The sequence below is a fragment of the Aeromonas sp. Marseille-Q7275 genome, from assembly GCF_965119515.1.
The window spans coordinates 24155-44576 of the sequence record NZ_CBCPLW010000008.1; the positions used below are offsets into that span (position 1 = coordinate 24155).

Here is a 20422-nt window from a genome sequence, read left to right on the forward strand (position 1 = left end):
TTGCGCCCGACAATCTGCGGCATCGCCTCTCCCCTCATTCCAGGGTATCCAGCCCCTTCCTGACCGTTGCGGGCAGGCAGGACTCCCACCCCCAGAGCAGCAACAGCAGCAGACTGACGTCGTCGAGCCAGCCAACGAAGGGCACCAGATCCGGGATGAGATCCACCGGACTGATGCCATATACGAGGATGAGGATCACCAACCCCTTGGCCCACCAGGGGGTGTCCGGGTGGCGAAAACCGACATAGAGGCGACGCAGGCGCCGCCAGATCAGCCAGCTCTTTCCGCTCATGACTCGATCAACTCGCCGCGCAGCCGCTGGATCTGATCCCGCATGGCGGCGGCCTGCTCGAACTCCAGATCCCGGGCATGCTGGAACATCTGCTCCTCCATCCGCTTGATCTCTTTGGCGATCTCGCTGGCGGAGCGAACATGGTACTCCCCTTGCGGCTCGGCCGCCTTGCGACTGCCCCTGCCCGGTTTGCCGGCGGTGCGGCTACCCCCCATGTCCATCACGTCCCCCACCGACTTGTTGAGGCCTGTTGGCGTGATGCCGTGCTCAAGGTTGTGGGCGTGCTGCAGGGCACGGCGCCGCTCTGTCTCCTCGATGGCCACCTTCATGGAGTTGGTGATGGTGTCGCCGTAGAGAATGACCTTGCCGTTGAGGTTGCGGGCGGCGCGGCCTATGGTCTGGATGAGGGAGCGAGTGGAGCGCAGGAAGCCCTCCTTGTCCGCATCCAGGATGGCCACCAGCGACACCTCCGGCATGTCGAGCCCTTCCCGCAGCAGGTTGATGCCCACCAACACGTCGAACTTGCCGAGCCGCAGATCGCGGATGATCTCCACCCGCTCCACTGTGTCTATGTCCGAATGCAGGTAGCGCACCCGCACATCGTGATCCGCCAGATATTCGGTCAAGTCCTCCGCCATCCGCTTGGTCAGGGTGGTGACCAGCACCCGCTCCTCCACCGCCACCCGCAGCCGGATCTCGGAGAGCAGATCGTCCACCTGGGTGGTGACGGGGCGCACCTCGATGACAGGATCGAGCAGGCCGGTGGGGCGCACCACCTGCTGCACCACGTCGCCGCCGGACTTCTCCAGCTCGTAGGGGCCAGGGGTCGCCGAGACGAACACAGTCTGGGGCATCAGGGCCTCGAACTCGTCAAACTTCAGCGGCCTGTTGTCCAGCGCCGAGGGGAGCCGGAAGCCGTACTCCACCAGGGTCTCCTTGCGGGATCTGTCCCCTTTGAACATGGCGCCTATCTGCGGCACAGTGACGTGGGACTCGTCGATGATGAGCAGGCCATCCCCCGGCAGGTAGTCAAACAGGGTGGGCGGCGGCTCGCCGGGGGCCCGCCCCGACAGATAGCGGCTGTAGTTCTCGATACCGGAGCAGTACCCCAGCTCCTGCATCATCTCGATGTCGAACTGGGTGCGCTGGCTGATGCGCTGCTCCTCCACCAGCTTGTTGAGGGAGAGCAACTGCTCGCGGCGTCCCTTGAGCTCTTCCTTGATGTGATCGATGGCCCCGAGGATGGTCTCCCTCGGCGTGGCATAGTGGGTCTTGGGGTAGATGGTGTAGCGCACTACAGTCTGCTCGATGGCGCCGGTCAAGGGATCGAACTGGGAGAGGCGCTCCACCTCCTCGTCAAACAGCTCCACCCGCAAGGCCAGCTTGTCCGATTCGGCAGGGTAGATGTCGATCACCTCCCCCCGCACCCGGAAGGTGCCGCGCTGGAAGGCCATGTCGTTGCGGGTGTATTGCAGCTCGGCGAGGCGGCGCAGAATGTCCCGCTGGTTGATCACATCCCCCACCTTCAGGTGCAGCATCATGCTGAGGTAGGCCTGGGGGTCCCCCAGACCATAAATGGCCGATACCGAGGCGACGATCACCACGTCTCGCCGCTCCAGCAGCGCCTTGGTGGCCGACAGCCGCATCTGCTCGATGTGATCGTTGATGGAGGCATCCTTCTCTATAAAGGTGTCCGTGGTCGGCACATAGGCTTCCGGCTGGTAGTAGTCGTAATAGGAGACGAAGTACTCCACCGAGTTCTCGGGGAAAAACTCCTTCATCTCCCCATAGAGCTGGGCGGCCAGGGTCTTGTTGGGAGCCAGTATCATGGTCGGGCGGTTCAGGGTGGCGATGACGTTGGCCATGGTGAAGGTCTTGCCCGACCCGGTCACCCCGAGCAGGGTCTGGTGGGCGAGGCCGGACTCGATGCCATCGAGCAGGCGGGCGATGGCCGCAGGCTGATCCCCCGCGGGTTTAAACTGGCTGGCCAGCTTGAAAGGCTTATTCATGACGACTCCCGACAAAAAACGGCAAGAGAGCAGTGTACCCCGAGTTGACGGGCCTGGGTATCCGCTCTCGCCCCCTGACGGCTATTGACCCCGAAATGCGACCTCTGTATGATGCTCCTCCTTGCCTGATGTTCCCCCGTAGTTCAGTCGGTAGAACGGCGGACTGTTAATCCGTATGTCACTGGTTCAAGTCCAGTCGGGGGAGCCAATTCCTCACCATCTCGGTGCAAGTTATCCACTTTAGTGCTTTCCTCTGCCAATTTTAATGCACAAGCCGTCCCTCGCGGCACACTCCCCATTTGATCCCCGGTTCCTGGCCAGCAGCGTTTTGTTCTGCTGCGTATAACTATTTGATTTTTATAGAAACATTTTTTTGCCGGTATTTTTTGAACAGTCCTTGCACCCCAGTATTGGCGCGGCTTGCAGGCTGATCGCCAAGTTTCATGAACAGGGTTATCCACAGTTTCTGTGGGTAAGTGTGCCAAACCCAATGCAGGCCTAGGTTGGCAGCGATTGTCTCCGCTTTGGCGAGGCGAAACATCTCGCCCCCCATTTTCTCCTGTTTTTGCCCTCCCCCCTAAATGGGTCGGACGGGGGCGAGCCCTCCTCTTCCTGCCACTTTTTTTTCGCCATGCCCCGTGCCATGGGTCAGCCTCCACCGAACGACAAAAAGGGTTCCTTTGCATCCCTCGCTTCCCGCCAGTCAAAAATGCTGAAAACCATGCTCAATCGCCCCCTGCGCAGCAGGTAATAAATTGTCCACAGGGCTGTCACCCCTTCCCTGGTCGACAGCAGAAATCACTCATTGACAGCGAGAACGGCAGCGGAAAATAGAGGTATTTTCCCCAAGTTGCCCGCGCATCCCTCCCCTCCCCGGGGAGACCAGCACTTAACTGGCCGTTAATCCGCTTTCGCGCTTCTTTCTTGATGAGGGATCCGGCACAATATCGGCCCCACTTTTTTCCTCGGTTTTTCCGGGCATGACCATAGATTTCGTGACACTGCTACATCAAAGCGACTCCCTGCTGCTGTTCGTGGTGCTGGCCTTCGGCCTGCTGCTGGGCAAGGTGCGCATCGGCAACTTCCAGATTGGCAACACCATAGGGGTGCTGTTCACCGCCCTGCTGTTTGGCCAGATGGGGTTCCAGTTCTCCACCTCCACCGAGAACGTCGGCTTCATGCTGTTCATTTTCTGTGTGGGGATAGAGGCGGGCCCGCACTTCTTCAGCGTCTTCCTGCGCGACGGCATCCACTACATCACCCTGACCCTGGTGATCCTGCTGACCGCCTTGCTGCTGACGGTGGGACTGGCCAAGTTCTTCAACCTGGGGCCCGGCATGGCGGCGGGGATACTGGCGGGGTCGCTCACCTCGACCCCGGCGCTGGTGGGGGCCCAGGATGCCCTGCGCAGCGGTCTGCTCAACCTGCCCCACGGCACCGACATGCAGCCCGTGCTCGACAACATGGGCATCGGCTACGCCCTGACCTACCTGGTGGGTCTGGTGGGTCTGATGCTGGTGGTGCGCTACCTCCCCTCCCTGGCACGACTCGACCTCAATACCGAGGCCCAGAAGATCGCCCGCGAGCGGGGGCTCTCCGACAGCGAGAGCCGCAAGACCTACCTGCCCATCATCCGCGCCTACAGAGTCGGTCCTGAGCTCGCCGCCTGGATAGGTGGCCGCACCCTGCGCGAAACCGGCATCTACCCCCACACCGGCTGCTATGTGGAGCGGATCCGCCGCAACGGCATACTGGCGAGCCCGGATGGAGACGCGGTGATCCAGGAGGGGGACGAGATCGCCCTGGTGGGCTATCCCGAGAGCCACGAGAAGCTGGACGTCAACTACCGCAACGGCAAGGAGGTGTTTGACCGCAACCTGCTCGACCTGCAGATCGTCACCGAAGAGATAGTGGTGAAGAACGACGCCGTGGTAGGCCGCCATCTGGTGGAGCTCAACCTGACCGAGAAGGGCTGCTTCCTCAACCGGGTGGTGCGCTCCCAGATCGAGATGCCGTTCGATCGCAACATCATGCTGCAAAAAGGCGACGTGCTGCAGATCAGCGGCGAGAAGCAGCGGGTCAAGCTGCTGGCCAACAAGATCGGCTTCATCAGCATCCACAGCCAGACCACGGATCTGGTGGCCTTCACCACCTTCTTCGTACTGGGCCTACTGATAGGCTCCGTCTCCCTGGTGTTCGGCCAGATAGAGTTCGGCCTCGGCAACGCCGTCGGCCTGCTGCTGGCGGGCATTCTGATGGGTTACCTGAGGGCCAACCACCCGACGGTCGGTTATGTGCCGCCCGGCGCCTTGCGCCTTGCCAAGGATCTCGGCCTCGCCGTCTTCATGGTGAGCACGGGTCTGAAAGCGGGGGGCGGCATCCTGGATCACCTCAGCGAGGTGGGGGTAGTGGTGCTCTTCTCCGGCATGCTGGTGACCACCTTGCCGGTGCTGGTGGGCTATCTATTCGGGGTCTGGGTGCTGAAGATGAACCCCGCCCTGCTGCTCGGAGCCATCACGGGGGCCCGTACCTGCGCCCCGGCCATGGACGTGGTCAACGAGGCCGCCAACAGCTCGATCCCGGCGCTCGGCTACGCCGGCACCTATGCGGTGGCCAACGTGATGCTGACCCTGGCGGGCTCCTTCATCATCGGTTTCTGGTTCTAGCCCAGATCCCCTTGACCCGACACTATCCGCAAAGAGGGAGCCCATGGGCTCCCTCTTTTGTTGTCGGGGCTGAGGGCTTTCAACGACCAGAGAGGGGCAGCAGGCCAGATAGCTGGAATCGTGCTATTGGCTGGCGGCGATGAAACTCAAAGAGCTAAAGCCCCCCCTGCGCGGCACTTACACTCAGTAAAACGAGTGAGGTGATCGTCATGAAACGCTTATGGATTTTCCTTGTTTGGGTGCTGGGTTCCCTGCCACTGGCCTGGAGCGCCGAAGCGGACAAGGCGGCAGTCGAAGAAGAGGCGCGCAGCGCCCTCAGCTTCGCCAGCGAGGATCTCGCCAAACCCATGTTGGGGGACCTCGACGCCATGATGGAACGGCGCACCATCAGGGTGCTGACCACCTACAACAAGACCGGCTACTTCATCCACAAGGGGGTGCAACGGGGGGTCACCTACGACGCCTTCATGCAGGTTGAAAAGCGGCTCAACGAGCAGCTGCGCAAGGACAAGGCCATCAAGCGCCACCTCAAGCTGAACTTCGTCTTCATTCCGGTCGCCCGGGAAAACCTGCTGAAGGCCCTCATCGACGGCAAGGGGGACATCGCCGCCGCCAACCTCACCATCACGGACAAGCGCAGGCAGCAGGGGGTAGAGTTCAGCGCCCCCCTCATCGAGAACGTGCGCGAGCTGCTCATCTCGGGGCCGGACTCCCCCAAGGTGGAGAGCGCCGCCGATCTCGGGGGCAAGAGCATCTATGTCAGGCCCTCCTCCAGCTACTTCGAGAGCCTGATGGCCTACAACCAGGCACGCAAGGAGGCGGGGGAACCCCTCATCGACATCCAGCCCGCCTCCGAGGTGCTGGAGGATGAAGATCTGGTGGAGATGGTCAATGCGGGCCTGCTCCCCTTCATCGTCATGGATGAGCACAAGGCCCGCTTCTGGCAGAAGATCTTCCCGGCTATCCGGATCCACGAAGAGCCCGTGTTCCGCGACGGCGGCATCATCGCCTGGGCGGTACGCAAGGAGAGCACCCAGCTGCTCGCCATGCTCAACGAGCAGATCAAGGCGCTGCGGGGCAAGGCCACCGGCGAGGCCATCCTGGCCCGCTACCTCAAGCAGAACAAGTTCATCAAGAGTGCGGCCGCCGAGGCCGAGCGCAAGAAGTTTCTGCAGGTGGTGGAGCTGTTTCGTGAATACGGCAACAAATACGACGTGGACTGGCTGCTGATCGCGGCCCAGGGCTATCAGGAGTCGGCCCTCAACCACAAGGCGCGCAGCCATGTCGGCGCCATCGGCATCATGCAGATCATGCCCGCCACCGGGAAAGGGCTCAAGGTGGGGGACATACGCCAGCTCGAGCCCAACATCCACGGCGGCGTCAAATACATGCGCTGGATGATAGATCACTACTACGCCGACGAGCCCATGACGGCCCTCGACAAGGCCCTGTTCTCGTTTGCCTCCTACAACGCCGGTCCCGCCCGGGTGGCGCGGCTGCGGGCCGAGGCCAAGAAGCGGGGGCTGGATCCCAATGTCTGGTTCCACAACGTCGAGTACGTGGCGGCCGAGAAGATAGGCCCGGAGACCGTGACCTATGTGGGCAACATCTACAAGTACTACATCGCGTACAAGCTGGTGATGGAGCAGTTGCAGCTCAAGGAGCAGGCCACCGACACCCTCAAGCAGCAGGAGAAGATGGGCGAGAAAGTCTCGGCGGCAGAGAAATCATAGGCAGCCAGGACCAATGCCAGTTGCAGGCGGGGCTCCCTCTTCAGCAGAGGCGAGCCCCGCCTCTTCTTAGGCAAAAAGAGCCCTTCTCCCCATGACCAGAATGAACAGAATGGGCAGAACAGCCTTAATAGCCATTACGGCCAGATTGTTTTCCAATCAGACACGATTAATTAACCTCTTTGCAACAATCACAAGGAGAACACCATGTTGCAAGGAACCTTCAAGCACACCCTGCTTTGCTGCCTGCTGGGGGCCAGCCTCGGCGTCCAGGCCAAGATAGACGAAGTCCACTTCCTGATCCCGGGCGGCGCCGGCGGCGGCTGGGACAACACGGCCCGTGGCACCGGCGAGGCCTTGACCAAGTCCGGCCTCATCACCACCGCCTCCTACCAGAACATCTCGGCCGGCGGCGGCGCCAAGGCCATCGCCCACCTGATCGAGACCTCGGCCCAGTCCGACAAGACGCTGCTGATCAACTCCACCCCCATCATCGTCAAGTCCCTCTCCAAGGAGCTGCCGCAATCCTTCCGGGATCTCACCCCGGTCGCCGCCATCATCGCCGACTATCAGGCGCTGGCGGTCCCCCTGGACTCCCCCTATCAGAACTGGGCCCAGTTGCTGGCCGCCTATGAAGCCAATCCCGCCAAGGTGAAGATTGCCGGCGGCTCCGCCCGCGGCAGCCTGGATCACCTGGTGGCCGCCATGACCTTCAAGAATGCGGGGGCCGATGCCGGCAAGCTGCGCTACGTGGCCTATGACGCCGGTGGCAGCGCCATGGCGGCGGTACTGGCGGGGGAAACCCAGGTGCTCTCCACCGGCTTTGGCGAGGCGATGGAGGCGGTCAAGTCCAGCCAGATGCGGATCCTCGGCGTCACCGCCCCCGAGCGGATGCCGGATGCGAGCGAGGTGCCCACCTTCAGCGAACAGGGCAACCCCACCGTCTTTGCCAACTGGCGCGGCTACTTCGCCTCTCCCGACGTCAGCCCCGAGCAGTCCGCCGAGTTCGCCGCCCTGCTCAAGCAGATGTACGACAAGCCGGAGTGGGAAGTGGTGCGCGCGCGCAACAGCTGGATCAACCAGTATCAGGCCGGCCCCGAGTTCACTGCCTTCCTCAACAGCCAGGAGCAGCAAATTGGCGGCCTGATGCGTGAGCTCGGCTTCATCAAGTAACCCTCAGCCCGTGGCGGGCCAGGCCCGCCCATCGGAGTCATCATGCGACTGACCAAGGAAAGGTTCGGGGGGCTGCTGTTTTTGCTGCTCTCCCTCGCCTATGGCTATCACGCCACCCAGATCCCCGGTTACCCGGGGGACGAATATGAACCCTTTACCGCCAGCACCCTGCCCTATGCCCTGGCGGGTGTCGGGGTCCTGCTCTCCCTGATCCTGATCTGTTCCCCGGGAGGAGAGCGACTGGGCAAGGAGTCCGGCAACTGGCGGCTGGTGTTCGCCCTGCTGGGGCTGATGCTGGTCTATGGCCTGGCCCTCGGCTGGCTCGGCTTCCTCATCGCCACCATCCTGTTCCTCATCGGCGGCATCCTGCTGATGGGCGAGCAGAGCCTCGCCTTCGCCTGCAAGGTGAGCATCCCCTTCACCCTCATTTTCTGGGCCCTGCTGACCAAGGGGCTCAATGTCTATCTCGAGCCGGGTCGGCTGTTCACCCAGTTGCTGGGATAAGGAGAACCCATGTTAGACGGAATCCTGCAAGGGCTCGGCACCGCCATGATGCCCATCAACCTCTTCATGGTGGTGGTCGGCTGCTTCGTCGGCACCTTCATCGGCATGTTGCCGGGCCTCGGGCCCGTCACCGCCATCGCCCTGATGATCCCCATCACCTACGGGCTGGATCCGGCCTCCGGCATCATACTGATGGCCGGGGTCTATTACGGCTCCATGTTTGGCGGCTCCACCGCCTCCATCCTGATCAACACCCCGGGCTGTTCCGCCAGCATGATCACCGCCATCGACGGCTATCCGCTGGCCTGCAAGGGGTTCGCAGGCAAGGCGCTGGCCATCGCCGCCTACGCCTCCTTCGTCGGCGGCACCCTGTCGGCCATCTTCCTGATGGTGGCGGCGCCCCTGCTCGCCAAGGTCTCCCTCGCCTTCCAGTCGGCGGACTACTTCGCCCTCATGGTGCTCGGGCTCTCCGCGGTGGCGGCCTTTGCCGGCAAGGGCCAGGTGCTCAAGGCGCTGATCATGGCGCTGTTTGGCATCATGATCTCCACCGTCGGCATCGACCGCAGCGTCGGGGTGGACAGATTCACCTTCGGCCTGCCGGATCTGCGGGATGGCTTCTCCTTCCTGCTGCTGGCCATGGCCACCTTCGCCCTGGCGGAGATCCTGATGACGGTGCTGCGCCCGGGCAAGGATACCAGCAAGGAGGAGGCGAGCAAGCTGCAGCAGCTAGGCTCCCTCAAACTCAGCCGGGACGAGGTCAAGGAGATAGCGCCCCCCATCGCCCGCTCCTCTGTGCTGGGGTTCCTCATCGGCGTGCTGCCGGGGGCCGGCGCCACCATCGCCTCCTTCATGGCCTATGGCGCCGAGCGCAACTTCGCCCGCAAGGGCAAGCGGGACGAGTTTGGCAAGGGCAGCCTGACCGGCATAGCCGCGCCGGAAGCGGCCAACAACGCCGCCTCCAGCGGGGCCTTCGTGCCGCTGCTGACCCTGGGGATCCCGGGCTCCGGCACCACGGCCCTGATGCTGGGGGCCCTCATCGCCTACGGTATCCAGCCTGGCCCGCGCCTCTTCATGGAGCACCCGGACGTGTTCTGGTCGGTGATCATCTCCATGTATCTGGGCAACGTGGTGCTCTTGATCCTCAACCTGCCGCTCATTCCCTACCTGGCCAAGGTACTGCAGGTGCCGCGCCCCGTGCTCATTCCCATGGTGCTGCTGTTCTCGCTCATCGGGGTCTATCTGGTCTCCTTCAACACCATGGACATCTATGTGATGGTGCTGGTGGCCCTGGTGGCCATCGGCCTGCGCCTGCTGGACTTCCCCATGGCCCCCATGCTGCTCGGCTTCATCCTGGGGGGCATGCTGGAGGACAACCTGCGCCGGGCCCTGGTGATCAACGACGGCTCCCTGAGCTTCCTGTGGGAGCGCCCCATCACCCTGGGCTTCACCCTGGTCACCCTGGTGATGCTGTTGCTGCCGCTCTGGCAGTGGTGGCAGGCCCGTCGCACGCCGGTGGCGACCCTGCAATCCGACCCGACCTGATCCCAGTCATCACAAAAAGAGCGCCAACAGGCGCTCTTTTTTTTGGGTTGGAACCGGCCACTCACCGCTGGCGATAGCGCCGCTCCGGCCGCCCGACGGTGCCGTATTCGAGCTCGGGGCTCGCAAGCTGCTGACCCACCAGAAACTCCAGGTAGCGGCGCGCCGTGGTGCGGCTCACCCCGACCCGGTTGCCTATCTCCTCGGCGCTGGCCCCCTGCTGATCGAGAGCCGCCAGCACCCTTTGCAGGGTGAGGGCGTCTATTCCCTTGGGCAGGCCGCCCGCCGCCACCTGTTGCAGCGGGGTGCCAAAGAGCGCATCCACCGCCTGCTGATCGATGTCCGCCAGGGCGGCCAGGGCGGCGCGGCTCTGGCAATATTTATCAAGGGTGTCGCGCAGTCGCTCGAACACCACGGGCTTCAAGATGAAATCCACCACCCCGAGGCGCATCGCCTCCTGCAGGGCTGCGGCTTCACGGGCGGCGGTGAGCAGGATGACGTCGAGGTGGGCCCCGCACTGGCGCAGCTCCCGTAGCAGGGAGAAGCCCTCCCCGTCCGGCAGCCACACGTCCAGCAACACCAGATCCGGCTTGAGGATGGCTATCTGCTCTCTCGCATCGAACAGGGTGAGCGCCACCCCCAACACCTCGAACCCCGCCAGCCGCTGCACGAAGCGACGGTGGATCTCGGCAATGGCCGGATCATCCTCGACGATCAGGATCTTGATCACTCACACCTCCTTGGGAATGTAACAGACGACGCAACTTCCCTGCGCCGTGGCTTCGATGGTGATGGTCCCCTGCAGGGCATCCAGGGTCCTGCGCACCAGGGCGAGGCCTATGCCGTGGCCGGGCTCCGCCTTGCTGCTCACCCCGCGCTCGAACAGGGTGTCCGCCAGGGCGGGATCCACCCCACCGGCCCCGTCCTCCACCTCCAGGATGAGATCCTGGCCAAGATCGCTCAAAGAGACCCGGATCGGCTGATAGGGGGCGCCATGGCGGCGGGTCGCCTCGAAGGCGTTGTCGATGAGGTTGCCAAGCAGGGTCACCAGCTGGGAGCCGCTGACCCGGGCGGGGATGTCGTGCAGGCGGGAATCCGGGTCCACCTCCAGCACCAGTCCCAGCTCGTGGGCCCTGTGGTACTTGCCAAGCAGCAGACCCGCCACCTTGGGCTTGGCGATGGCCCCCATCAAAAAGCTCAGCAGGGTCTGCTCGGTGGCCGCCTCCCGGCCGATGAAGGCGAGCGCCTCCCGGGTGGCACCCAGCTCGATGAGACCGGCTATGGTGCCGAGCTGGTTGTTGTGTTCGTGGGTCTGCACCCGCAGCAGATCGCTGTAGGCCTGCACCTGGGAGAGCTGGGCACTGAGCTCGGCCAGCTCGTCCTTGCGCCGAAAGCTCGAGACGGCGCCAATCAGTCTGCCCTCCTGCACCAGGGGCAGCCGGTTGACGATGAGGGACTGGCCGTTGAGCACTATCTCCTCGTCATACTGGGGCCGGGGATCCTGGATGAGGGAGAGCATGCGGCTGCCGGGCAGCAAGCGGGTGACGGGCTGGCCTATGGCGGCCTGCGCGGCCCGCTCATCGAGGCGCAGCAGCCGGATGCCGTTGGGATTGAGGGAGGTGAGCCTCCCTTGCTCGTCTATGGTGAGTATCCCCTCGCGCACCGTGCGCAGGGTGCAGTCGAGCTCCGCATAGAGGCGCCCTATCTGCTCGGGCTCAAACCCCAGCAGGGCCCGCTTGTAGCGCTTGGCCAGCCAGGCCGCGGCGGCGCTGTTGAGCAGCACTATGAGGAGGGTCATGGCGAGGCCGAAACGCAGGAAACCCTGGAGGTCCGCCTCTATGTCCCGCACCAGATAACCGACCGAGACCACGCCGATGACCCTGCCCATCTCATCCCGGATGGGCCCCTTGCCGCGCACCGAGACCCCGAGGGAGCCCTGGGCGCGGGAGATGTAGAACTCCCCCTGCAGGGCACGGGCAGGATCGTCCCCCATCATGGGTTTGCCTATCCGGTCCGCATTGGGGTGCACCAGGCGGCGCGCCTCCTCATCGCCGATGACGATGTAGCTGGCACCGACCTCGGCCCGCATCCGCTCCACCAGCACGTTGAGCCGCGCCCGATCGACCCGCTTCACCCCGGCGATGACGCCGGGCTCACGGGCCACCAGCCGCGCCACGTCCAGGGCCTGATCCCCCACCTCCCGGTAGCGCTGCTCGGCGACATAGTAGTAGCTGGCCCCGCTCAGCAGCACCAGCTGCAGCAGGCTGACCAGGCAGAGCATGAGCAGGATGCGTCCTTGCAACCCCAGCTTCATGCCTCCCTGTCACCTCGCAACAGATCGAGCAGCAGGCTGCCATCCCGCAGGGCCTTGTGCACCTGCACCGAGGTGGGCTTGGTGGGATCTTCGTAAAAATGGGTGGACTCTATCTGCAGCCGCACCAGGTATTCCGCCGGCAGCTGGCTCGCCAGGGACTGATGCAGCATGGGGAACAGCAGCCGATCGGCCCGGGTGATCTCCCCCCCCAGCAGCAGCTTGCCCGGGTTGAGCAGGCAGATGAGGTTGGCCAGCACCCGGGAGAGCCGGCCCGCCGCCTGGTGCAGTATGTCCTGACACAGGCTGTTGCCCGCCAGCGCCAGCTCGCACAGCTCGCGGATGTTGACGCTCGCCGGCAGATCGTGCTCCTGCATCCGCTCGCGCAGGTCCCGGTACTGGGCCTCCAGGGCCTGGTTGGTCACCAGCGTACAGGCACAACCGAAGCCGCCGCAGTAGCAGCGCTGACCATAGGGTTCGAGCTGCAGGTGGCTGAGATCCCCGAGCAGGGCCGACTCGCTCTCGATGAGCTGGCCGTTGACCACCATGCCCACCCCTATGTCGTTGTGGACGAACACCAGCACCGCATCGGCGCAGTTCTTGGCGGCGCCCCACTCCCGCTCGGCCTGGATCCAGGTGCGCACGTCGCCGCTCACCAGCACGGGTACCTCGAAGGCCTCTTGCAGGCTGGGCCCGAGCGGCCAGTTGCGCAGATCATAGAAGGGGAAGTGCTTGACCATGCCGGAGTGGCGCTCCACCTGCCCGGGCAGGCAGAGGGCGATGCAGGCCAGCCGCAGGGCCTTCTTCGGCAGGAAAACCTCGATGGCCCGCACCAGGCTGGCCAGCAGATCGTCGCGCTCCGACTCGCTGAACAGGTGACGATGACGCGCCAGGGAGTGGCCGGCGAGATCGAACAGGGCCATGTCCACGTAACCGCGGCCAAGACGCATGGAGAGAAACTGGAAGCGGCGTTCGTTGATGCGCAGCAAGGTCTGACGACGGCCACGGCCCACCGAGCTCTCGCCACAGGTGACCACCAGACCGCCATCGAGCAGTTCGCGGGTGATCTTGGTGATGCTGGCCGGTGAGAGGCCGGTCAAACGGGACAGATCGGTACGGGACAGTTCCTTGTGCTCTTCCAGGCTGGCGTAAACCAGGCCGTAGTTGAGCTGACGGATCAAATCGATACTGCCTTTCACGATCTCATTCATAGGGTAGGGGCTAACGAAAGGAACGAATGACGCGATTTTCCCACATTCTGCGCCGATCCCCAAATTTGCCGTCTGGAAATGACGTCCAGACGGCAAAAATGTGACTAGTAACGGAAGCGGGAGACGAGTTGACGCAATTTGTCACCCGTGCCGGCCAGGGCCCGGGTGGTGGTGTTGGACTCCCCGGCGGCCTCGGTCAGCTCGCTGACGATCTGCTGTATGGCCACCAGGTTCTTGTTGATCTCCTCGGAGACCGCATGCTGCTCCTCGGCGGCGGTCGCTATCTGGATGTTCATGTCGTTGATGGTGCTGACCGCCGTCACCATGCTGTCGAGGGAGCTGGCGATGTGGCTCGCCTCCTGCACCGTCTCCTGGCTGCGCGATTCGCTGGCCTGCATCACCTCCACCGCCTGACGCACGCCGCCCTGCAGCCGCTGCAGCATTTCGTTGATCTCCTTGGTGCTCTGCTGGGTGCGACCGGCGAGCGATCGCACCTCGTCCGCCACCACCGCAAAGCCGCGCCCCTGCTCACCGGCTCGGGCCGCCTCGATGGCGGCATTGAGCGCCAGCAGGTTGGTCTGATCGGCGATGCCGCGGATCACCTCCACCACGGATCCTATCTTGCCGGTCTCCTGGGCCAGCTGCTCGATGACACCGGAGGCGGTGTGCACCTCCTCCACCAGGCGGTTGATGCTGCCGATGGCGCTGCCCACCACCTCGCGGGCCGCATCGGATTCCCGCGCCGCGTCGCTGGTGGCCGTGGCCGCGTTGGAGGCGCTGGCCGCCACTTCCTGGGCGGTGGAGCTCATCTCGGTCACCGCGGTGACCACCTGATCCGTCTCCTTGCCGTGGCCTTGCATCTGCCGGTCGGCATGCTCGCTTAAGCTGTGCAGGCGATCCACGGCCCCCAACAGCTGATGGCTGGTCTCCCCGACCTGGCTCACCACCGACTGGATCCGCTCCACGAAGCGGTTGAAGGCGCTGGCCAGCTGGCCCACCTCGTCCTCGCTCTGCACCTTGAGGCGCCGGGTCAGATCCCCCTCCCCGTCGGCGATGTCATTGAGGGCCGCGACCGCATCCGCCAGCGGCCGGGTGACCCGGTTGCCGAGCACCACTGTTACCGCCAGGGTCACCCCCAGGATCACCAGAATGAGCAGCACGCTGCTCTGCAAGGAGCCGTGCATGTTCTCCTCGCGTTCGCTGCGCAGGGCCGCCAGCTCGGTGTCGATGTCATCTATGTAGAAACCGGTCCCCACCACCCACTGGTACTTGTCGAGCACCAGGTTGAAGGAGAGCTTGGGCGCATCCCGCCCGATGGAGGGCTTGTTGGTCCAGTACTCCGAGTAGCCATCCCCCTCACGGGCCGCCTTGACGATCTCCTGAATGAGGAAGGTGCCCTTGGTATCCTTGTCCTGCCAGCGGTTCTTGCCCTCCACCTCGGGGCGAGTGGGCAGCAGCAGGGTATTGCCCTGGAAGTCGTAGACGAAGAAGTAACCGTCACTGCCATAACGCAAGGGGCGCAGCAGCTCCTTCACCCGGGCACGGGCCTCCGGGCTGTCCGGCGCGGCATACTCTTTCTCGATGGCCGTCTTGGCGAGCATCAGGTAGCTGCTGAGCAGGGCCTTGCGCTCCTTGACCGCCTTGTCTCTCGCCACCACCAGCTCGGACTCCAGGTCGCTCCTGGCCACCAGGTAGTTGCTGAGGTTGACCACCAGGGCCATCAGCAGCACGGGGATGGCCCCCAGCAACAGAATTTTCTGCTTTAGCGTCATCTTGTACTTCCTTTAGCCATTTATTGTGGGTGCTTCGTTCCTGCTCGCTCAGCCATGGAGTGCTGGCCGAAGGGGGAGTGCCTTCGCTACAATCCCGCCACCTTCTATTATCGACCCGATGAACTGACCCATGAGCCAATGTCCTTGCGGTTCCTCTCTTTCCCTCGCCCAATGCTGCGGCGCACTTCACGCCGGCCAGGCCGCCACCACCACCGAGCAGCTGATGCGCTCCCGCTACAGCGCCTTCGTGCTGGGCTTGGGAGAGTACCTGGTCCACAGCTGGCACCCGGACTATCTGAACGGGCTGACCGCGGCCGACCTCTCATCGACCGACACCCGCTGGGATGGCCTCGAGATCCTCGCCAGCCAGGGCGGCCCCGATGACACCCTCGGCATGGTGGAGTTCAAGGCCTGGTTTTGGGAGGGGGATGAGCGCCACTGTCTGCACGAGCGCTCCCGCTTCGTGCGCCACCAGGGGCGCTGGGTCTACACCGACGGCGAGCAGGATCCGGCGCAGCCCAAAGCGGGTCGCAACGATCCCTGCCCCTGTGGCAGCGGCAAGAAGTTCAAGAAGTGCTGCGGCTGACCCTCCCTACACGCCGCCATCCGGCCAGCCCACGGGCTGGCCTTCCCCTCCTCTTCTCGCGCAGCCCCCTGCCCCGCCTCGGCGGTGACGTGACCCTCATCACATTTCGCTCATCACCCCACATACAATGAGCGTTTACGAACATTAATTTGGCCCATATCAAACATTTTCAGCCAGACAGGCGCCACACTGGCCTCATCTGGAAGAGATGAGACGGGCAAGAATGAAAAGAATCACCACAGAAGTCGTCATCATAGGGGGTGGCGCCACCGGGGCCGGCATCATGCGCGACTGCGCGCTGCGCGGCATCGACTGCATCCTGCTGGAGCGGGACGACATCGCCGCAGGCACCACGGGGCGCAACCACGGCCTGCTGCACTCGGGGGCCCGCTACGCGGTGACGGATCCGGAGTCCGCCCGCGAGTGCATTCAGGAGAACCGCATCCTCAAGCGGATCGCCAGCCACTGCGTGGAGGCGACCGGCGGCCTCTTCGTCACCCTGCCGGAAGATGACATCAATTTCCAAAGCACCTTCATGGAGGCCTGCGCCCAGGCTGGTATCGACACCCGCCAGCTGGATCCCCGCGAGGCGCTGCGGCTCGAACCCAACGCCAACCCGGCGATGATAGGCGCCATCCATGTGCCGGATGGCACCGTCGATCCCTTCCGCCTGGCCGCCGCAAACGTCTTGGACGCCAAGGAACACGGTGCCCGCATCTTCACCCACAGCAAGGTGCTGGGGCTCTTGCGCGCACAGGATAGGGTGCACGGGGTCAAGGCCATCAACACCCGCACCGGCGAGGCGTTCGAGGTGGAGTGCCAGGAGGTGATCAACGCCGCCGGCATCTGGGGCCAGCAGATCTGCGAATATGCCGACCTCGGCATCCGCATGTTCCCGGCCAAGGGCTCCCTGCTCATCATGGATTACCGCATCAACCAGCTGGTGCTCAACCGCGCCCGCAAGCCGGCGGACGCGGACATCCTGGTGCCGGGCGATACCATCTCCCTCATCGGCACCACCTCGAGTCGCATCGATTACCACAAGATTGACCAGCTCACCGTCGAGCCCGACGAGGTGGAGGTGCTGCTGCGCGAGGGGATCAAGCTAGCCCCCATCATGGCGCGCACCCGCTTGCTGCGCGCCTACGCCGGGGTGCGCCCCCTGGTGGCGGTGGACGGCGACGAGAGCGGCCGCAACATCAGTCGCGGCATAGTGCTGCTGGATCACGCCGAGCGCGATGGCCTCAAGGGCTTCAACACCATCACCGGCGGCAAGCTGATGACCTACCGCCTGATGGCGGAGTGGGCCACGGATCTCGTCGCCAGCAAGCTCGGCAACAACAGACCCTGCCGCACCGCCGAACTCAATCTGCCCGGCTCGCGAGATCCGGAAAAGGTCTCGGCCCCCGGTCTCTCGGTGCCGGTGGAAGGCTCGGCCCAGTACCGCCACGGCGAGCGGGTCATCGCCTTCTTCCGCGACAACCCCAAGGCCAACGCCCTCATCTGCGAGTGCGAGATGGTCACCGCTGGCGAAATCGAATACGCCCTGCGGGAGCTCGACGTGGACAATCTGGTGGATCTGCGCCGCCGCACCCGCCTCGGCATGGGCCCCTGTCAGGGGGAGCTGTGCGCCTACCGCGCCGCCGGTCTGATGCAGGAGTACGGCAAGGCCGATGGCCGTGAGGCCTGCGTCATGCTGCGCCAGTTCCTGGAGGAGCGCTACAAGGGCACCCGCCCCGTGCTCTGGGGCGATGCCCTGCGCGAAGCGGAATTTTACCTGGATCTACGAAGGCTCTTTGGTCGGGGAGTGGACGGCGCCCCACCTGGTGGCGGGAGCCCCCCTTCCCCCTCGCCCGGACCCCGTCCAGCCCATCCAGCCCATCCAGCCAAGGAGTGCAGCCATGAAATCTGACACTATCGTGATAGGCGGCGGCATGGCAGGCCTGTCGGCAGCCCTGCGCCTGGCCGAGGCGGGCCAGAAGGCGCTGCTGATGGCCTCGGGCCAGAGCGCCCTGCACTTCTCCTCCGGCTCGGTGGATCTGCTGGAGAGCGAAGGCGACCCTCGCGCCGCCCTGCCCGCCTTTATGGCGGCCCATCCGGATCACCCCTACAGCAAGGTGGGTCTTGCCAGCATAGAGGCGAGCCTCGCGGATCTGCAGCGCCACTGCGCCCTGCAGGGCTTGCCCCTGTTTCGCCAGGAGCGCAACCACCAGCGCCTGACCCCCATAGGCACCCTGAAATCGACCTGGCTCTCCCCCGAGACCTGCGCCTGCGTCACGGAGGCGCCCGCACCGGACGTCCTGCTGCTGGCGACGCTCGAGGGCTTTCGCGACTTCCACCCGGCGCTGGCGGCGGCCAATCTGGCGACCCACTCGCGCTTCGCCCACAGCCGCATCCTGACTGGTGAAATTCGCCTGCCCCAGCTCGCCGCGTTCAGCCGCAATCCCCACGAATTTCGCTCCGCCGACATCGCCCGCCTGTTTGACAAACAGCAGCACGACAAGCAGGACCTGCTGACGGATCTGGCCCGCGAGATAGGTCGCATGGTGCAGGAGTGCGGCGAGCCGGGCTGCCGCCATATAGTGCTGCCCGCCTGCCTGTCCCTGGGGCTGGTCGGCCCCCGTCTGGCAGAGCTGGAGCAGCGCACCGGCTGCACCATCAAGGAGGTGGCCACCATGCCGCCGTCCCTCATCGGGATGCGGATGCAGGAGGCCCTCAAGCGCCGCTTCCTGGCCCTCGGCGGCACCTTCCTCACCAGCGAGCGGGTGCTGGGGGCCCGCTACGAGGGCGACAGGGTGGTAGGCGTACACAGCCAGAATGGCGACGATCAGCTGTTCGAGGCGGACCACTTCGTGCTCGCCTCCGGCAGCTTCTTCAGCCGCGGGCTGGAGTCCCGCCTCGGGGGCATTCGCGAGCCCATCTTCGACGCCGACGTGCTGAGCCTGCCCGAGCACGACGCCTGGGCCGGTCGCCGCCTGTTCGACCACCACCCCTTCATGGGCTTCGGGGTCAAGACCGACGACCAGCTGCGGGTGCTGCGCGGCGGCAAGCCGCTCACCAACCTCTATGGCGCCGGCAGCGTGCTGGCCCACTATGACCCCGTTAAAGAGGGCTCGGGCTCCGGGGTCGCCGTCGCCACCGGCTGGCAGGCTGCCGGCCATATTCTGGCGGAGGGCTGAGATGCCTCCCCTTCACTTACTGACTGCGGGCAGCCAACTGCCCGTTCGACAATCCCATTGCCGCGTCCCTTGCGCTTTTTATCCGGCCCGGGAGGAGTAAATCATGCTACTGGATCACGCCAACCAAACCTTCGATCAGTGCATCAAATGCACCGTCTGCACCGCTTACTGCCCGGTGGCCAAGGCCAACCCCGCCTATCCCGGCCCCAAACAGGCGGGCCCGGATGGGGAGCGGCTGCGGATCAAGAGCCCGGAGCTCTTTGACAGCGCCCTCAAGCACTGCACCAACTGCAAGCGCTGCGAAGTGGCCTGCCCGAGCGGGGTGCGCATCGGCGACATCATCGCCAAAGCCAAGCATCAATACAGCGGCTTCAAACCGGGAGTACGCGAGTTCGTGCTTTCCCACACGGATCTCATGGGCAGCATGTCCACCCTGATGGCCCCTGTGGTCAACTTCACCACAAGCCTCAAGCCGATGAAGCTGGTGCTGGACAAGGCGCTGGGGGTCTCCTCCCACCGCGACCTGCCCAAGTACTCCCAGGGCACCTTCCGCGGCTGGTACAAGAAGCAGAAGGCCACCCAGGCCAGCTATGCGCGCCAGATAGCCTACTTCCACGGCTGCTACGTGAACTACAACCACCCGCAGCTTGGCAAGGAGCTGGTGCAGGTGCTCAACGCCATGAACATCGGCGTCCAATTGCTTGCGCGGGAGAAGTGCTGCGGCGTGCCGCTGATTGCCAACGGCTTCATGGACAAGGCCAAGCGCCAGGCGGCGTTCAATATCCAGCAGATGGAGAACTCCCTGCTCGGCAACGAGATGCCGCTGCTGGCCACCTCCTCCACCTGCGGCTTTACCCTGCGCGACGAATACCCCCACCTGCTGGAGCAGGACAACCACAAGGTGCGGGATCGCATCTCGCTAGTGACGCGCTTCCTATGGAACGAGTTCTACCAGGGCAACAAGCCGGCGATGAAGCCGCTCAATCTGCACATCGCCTACCACACTCCCTGCCACATGGAGAAGATGGGGGGCGTCATCTACACCCTGGAACTCTTGCGTGCCATTCCCGGAGTCAAGGTGACCGTGCTGGAGTCCCAGTGCTGCGGCATCGCCGGCACCTATGGCTTCAAGTCGGAAAACTACGAAACCAGCCAGACCATAGGCGAAGGGCTGTTCGATCAGATAAACCGCCTCAATCCTGATCTGGTCATCACCGACTGCGAGACCTGCAAGTGGCAGATAGAGATGAGCACCGCCTTCCGCTGCGAGCATCCGATCCACCTGCTGGCCAAAGCCTTGGCTTGAGATGAGCATGTCCCTATCTCGCTGTGAACATCCCAGCCACCTGCTGGCCCAGGCGTTGGTATAGCGGGCGGCAGACAGGGGCATAGGCAGAGACTAGTCGAGATGAGCACTCCGACCTGCCGCTGCGAGCATCCGATCCATCTG

The 20422-nt window shown here is 64.1% G+C and carries 15 protein-coding genes, 1 tRNA gene and 1 pseudogene; 10 read left to right on the top strand and 7 right to left on the bottom strand.

Annotated features, from left to right (window positions below; all coding sequences use genetic code 11):
* Nucleotides 1-34: 34 nt before the first annotated feature.
* Nucleotides 35-292, bottom strand: coding sequence for a YkvA family protein (locus tag ACWPWQ_RS09290; protein WP_454009617.1), 258 nt, complete (start codon nt 290-292; stop codon nt 35-37).
* Nucleotides 289-2301: an excinuclease ABC subunit UvrB gene (gene uvrB / locus ACWPWQ_RS09295; RefSeq protein ID WP_454009618.1), complete on the bottom strand. Its 2013-nt coding sequence runs from the start codon at nt 2299-2301 to the stop codon at nt 289-291. The genes ACWPWQ_RS09290 and uvrB overlap by 4 nt, the downstream gene beginning before the upstream one ends.
* A gap of 132 nt (nt 2302-2433) precedes the next feature.
* Here uvrB and ACWPWQ_RS09300 point away from each other — a divergent pair.
* Nucleotides 2434-2509 (top strand) — tRNA-Asn (locus ACWPWQ_RS09300).
* Between the two features lie 138 nt (nt 2510-2647).
* On the opposite strand, the gene ACWPWQ_RS09305 is transcribed toward ACWPWQ_RS09300, so the two are convergent.
* Complete coding sequence (locus tag ACWPWQ_RS09305; RefSeq protein WP_241672725.1) at nt 2648-2842, bottom strand: hypothetical protein; 195 nt, start codon at nt 2840-2842, stop codon at nt 2648-2650.
* Between the two features lie 439 nt (nt 2843-3281).
* Between ACWPWQ_RS09305 and ACWPWQ_RS09310 the strand changes: the two genes are divergently transcribed.
* The 5 genes from ACWPWQ_RS09310 to ACWPWQ_RS09330 all read left to right on the top strand — a co-directional run bounded on the left by ACWPWQ_RS09310 (nt 3282) and on the right by ACWPWQ_RS09330 (nt 9916).
* Nucleotides 3282-4967 carry an aspartate:alanine antiporter gene (locus tag ACWPWQ_RS09310; protein WP_139434287.1) on the top strand — a complete coding sequence of 562 codons (1686 nt, stop codon included), beginning with the start codon at nt 3282-3284 and terminating at the stop codon, nt 4965-4967.
* 209 nt (nt 4968-5176) lie between these two features.
* Nucleotides 5177-6700, top strand: coding sequence for a transglycosylase SLT domain-containing protein (locus ACWPWQ_RS09315; RefSeq protein WP_454009619.1), 1524 nt, complete (start codon nt 5177-5179; stop codon nt 6698-6700).
* A 204-nt stretch (nt 6701-6904) separates the two neighbouring features.
* The gene (locus ACWPWQ_RS09320; protein WP_454009620.1) at nt 6905-7870 is read left to right on the top strand and encodes a tripartite tricarboxylate transporter substrate binding protein; all 966 of its coding nucleotides are present in this window, start codon (nt 6905-6907) and stop codon (nt 7868-7870) included.
* A gap of 42 nt (nt 7871-7912) precedes the next feature.
* Complete coding sequence (locus tag ACWPWQ_RS09325) at nt 7913-8374, top strand: tripartite tricarboxylate transporter TctB family protein (protein WP_139434284.1); 462 nt, start codon at nt 7913-7915, stop codon at nt 8372-8374.
* 9 nt (nt 8375-8383) lie between these two features.
* Entirely contained in the window at nt 8384-9916 is a 1533-nt protein-coding gene (locus ACWPWQ_RS09330) for a tripartite tricarboxylate transporter permease (protein ID WP_139434283.1), read from the top strand.
* A 61-nt stretch (nt 9917-9977) separates the two neighbouring features.
* Here the strand turns inward: ACWPWQ_RS09330 and ACWPWQ_RS09335 are convergent, their stop codons facing one another.
* From ACWPWQ_RS09335 to ACWPWQ_RS09350, 4 genes are all read right to left on the bottom strand, one after another.
* Nucleotides 9978-10643 carry a response regulator gene (locus ACWPWQ_RS09335; RefSeq protein WP_202045868.1) on the bottom strand — a complete coding sequence of 222 codons (666 nt, stop codon included), beginning with the start codon at nt 10641-10643 and terminating at the stop codon, nt 9978-9980.
* Nucleotides 10644-12227, bottom strand: coding sequence for an ATP-binding protein (locus tag ACWPWQ_RS09340; protein WP_202045869.1), 1584 nt, complete (start codon nt 12225-12227; stop codon nt 10644-10646).
* A complete protein-coding gene (locus tag ACWPWQ_RS09345; protein ID WP_454009621.1) occupies nt 12224-13435 on the bottom strand; it encodes an ROK family protein in 1212 nt (403 codons plus the stop codon). The genes ACWPWQ_RS09340 and ACWPWQ_RS09345 overlap by 4 nt, the downstream gene beginning before the upstream one ends.
* A gap of 104 nt (nt 13436-13539) precedes the next feature.
* The gene (locus ACWPWQ_RS09350; protein WP_454009622.1) at nt 13540-15207 is read right to left on the bottom strand and encodes a methyl-accepting chemotaxis protein; all 1668 of its coding nucleotides are present in this window, start codon (nt 15205-15207) and stop codon (nt 13540-13542) included.
* Between the two features lie 130 nt (nt 15208-15337).
* Between ACWPWQ_RS09350 and ACWPWQ_RS09355 the strand changes: the two genes are divergently transcribed.
* From ACWPWQ_RS09355 to glpC, 4 genes and pseudogenes are all read left to right on the top strand, one after another.
* Nucleotides 15338-15793: a YchJ family protein gene (locus tag ACWPWQ_RS09355; RefSeq protein ID WP_427253930.1), complete on the top strand. Its 456-nt coding sequence runs from the start codon at nt 15338-15340 to the stop codon at nt 15791-15793.
* Between the two features lie 223 nt (nt 15794-16016).
* Nucleotides 16017-17698, top strand: a pseudogene (gene glpA, locus ACWPWQ_RS09360) (anaerobic glycerol-3-phosphate dehydrogenase subunit A).
* Complete coding sequence (glpB, locus tag ACWPWQ_RS09365; protein ID WP_454009623.1) at nt 17695-18972, top strand: glycerol-3-phosphate dehydrogenase subunit GlpB; 1278 nt, start codon at nt 17695-17697, stop codon at nt 18970-18972. The pseudogene glpA and the gene glpB overlap by 4 nt, the downstream one beginning before the upstream one ends.
* A 103-nt stretch (nt 18973-19075) precedes the next feature.
* Complete coding sequence (glpC, locus tag ACWPWQ_RS09370; protein ID WP_454009624.1) at nt 19076-20278, top strand: anaerobic glycerol-3-phosphate dehydrogenase subunit GlpC; 1203 nt, start codon at nt 19076-19078, stop codon at nt 20276-20278.
* Nucleotides 20279-20422: the final 144 nt, after the last annotated feature.